The following is a 1,677-nucleotide window of genomic DNA, read 5'->3' as shown; positions in this document are numbered from 1 at the left end:
GACAAAATAATGGGGTCAAGGGGGCTGGCCCCCTTGCAGGGGGTTCTAAAGGGGGGCGGAGCCGCCCCTTTCTTTCTTCTATCCGGGCAATTTTGATACCCGAAAAAACTCGAATCCGATCAGTATACCGACAATGTGCATTCCCATACTCAACTCAACTACCAGACCTCGCAACCAGAATAACCCGATCAAACCGGATAAAAAATCTGCCCACCCTGACACACTGTAAAAATACACGTATACTGAAATGACGCAGTTTTTTCAGGCATGACACATGTTACTTATCTCCTTTGGGCGCCGTTTGTACCTTCACCCTGGCCCCGTCAAAGAGGCCCTGCTGTCCGACCACTACCACGGACTGCCCGGCAGTAATGCCCTGTGTTATTTCGGTTAATTCTCCGGAGTTCTCATCCGCAAAGGACTGTCCAACCTTCACCAACACTTGGCCGGCCTTGTCGCCGTCAACGACGTATAGCTTAACGCTATCGCCCTCATAGAGCAGCGCCGTGGCAGGGACTGCGATGACCTCACGCGGCTGCCCCGTATAGAGCGTCACGTGGGCAAAATACCCCGGCCTCAGTGCGCCATCGGCATTGCTTACGAGTGCCTCAACCTCAAGCGTGCGGGTCTTCTTGTCAACTACAGGGTAGATGACGCTGACCTTTCCGATGAACTGCCCCTGTGGCAACGCATCAACGCTAAAGGTCACCTCTTGTCCCTTGTGCAGCATCCGGGCAGCCTTTTCGGGCACCGTGAAGTTCAGCTTGACGGGGTCAGTCTGGATGATCGTCACCAGGGGGGTGCCGTTTCGGACGTAATCCCCCGCGGATGCCTTCTTGACCTCAACCGCACCACCGAGCGGACTGTAAATGGTCGTCTTGTCCAGTCTCTGTCGTGAGAGCTCCATTGCGGCTTTTGCCCTTCCCACCTCGGCTTGGGCGATGGCCAGACGTGTGGAGATGTCGTCAAACTGTTGCTTTGTTACGAGCTGGTCTTTGTACAGGTCGCTCTTGCGCTGGAACTCGCCCCTGAGGTTGGTCAGCGATGCCTCGGCCTGAGTCACGGCAAGTTCGGCGCTCTTAAGGGACAGGGCTAAGTCGCTGTCGTTGACCCTGGCAAGCACCGCACCCTTTGATACCCGTGCTCCTTCGGTCACGGTCAGTTGCGACAGAATGCCATCAACCTCGCTGCTGACCGTTACTCGCTCAAATGGCTCAAGCGACCCCGTTGCCTCAACAAACGCCCTGAGTGTGGCCTTCAACGCAGGGGCGGTGATGACGTTGATGGTCTTCTCCGCAGGCGCCGGGGGTAGCTCACCCTTCTTGCATCCAGGCAACAGGCACATGAACACAACACACGAAAAAAACCAAAACAACATCAAACACGATCTTGGCACAACAAAGTGCATCTGCCCAAACCTCATGAGCGTTCCTTCAATTGTGGTCTTCATAGGCAACGGTCTCTATTTTACATCTACTGCCATTGATATGACAACAGGGCATATGGATGTTGAAAAATTTTGTTATACTGAAATGACGCAGGTTTTTTCAGGCATGATATTTGAATGTGAAATAATGGGGTCAAGGGGACTGGTCCCCTTGCGGGGGGTTCTGAAGGGGGGCGGAGCCGCCCCTTTCTTTCTTGTATGCAGGCAATTTTGATACCCGAAAAAACTCG

Annotated in this window: 1 protein-coding gene; it reads right to left on the bottom strand. The window is 53.8% G+C overall.

Features of this window, described 5'->3' with window-relative positions; all coding sequences use genetic code 11:
- Positions 1-277 precede the first annotated feature (277 nt).
- Positions 278-1,450 carry an efflux RND transporter periplasmic adaptor subunit gene (locus HWQ67_RS17865; protein WP_218254048.1) on the bottom strand — a complete coding sequence of 391 codons (1,173 nt, stop codon included), beginning with the start codon at positions 1,448-1,450 and terminating at the stop codon, positions 278-280.
- Positions 1,451-1,677 lie beyond the last annotated feature (227 nt).

It is taken from the genome of Candidatus Magnetobacterium casense (genome assembly GCF_019173545.1).
GTDB classification, from domain to species: domain Bacteria; phylum Nitrospirota; class Thermodesulfovibrionia; order Thermodesulfovibrionales; family Magnetobacteriaceae; genus Magnetobacterium; species Magnetobacterium cryptolimnobacter.
The sequence above is the reverse complement of the archived record's forward strand: the minus strand, read 5'-3'. Positions and strand labels throughout refer to the sequence as shown.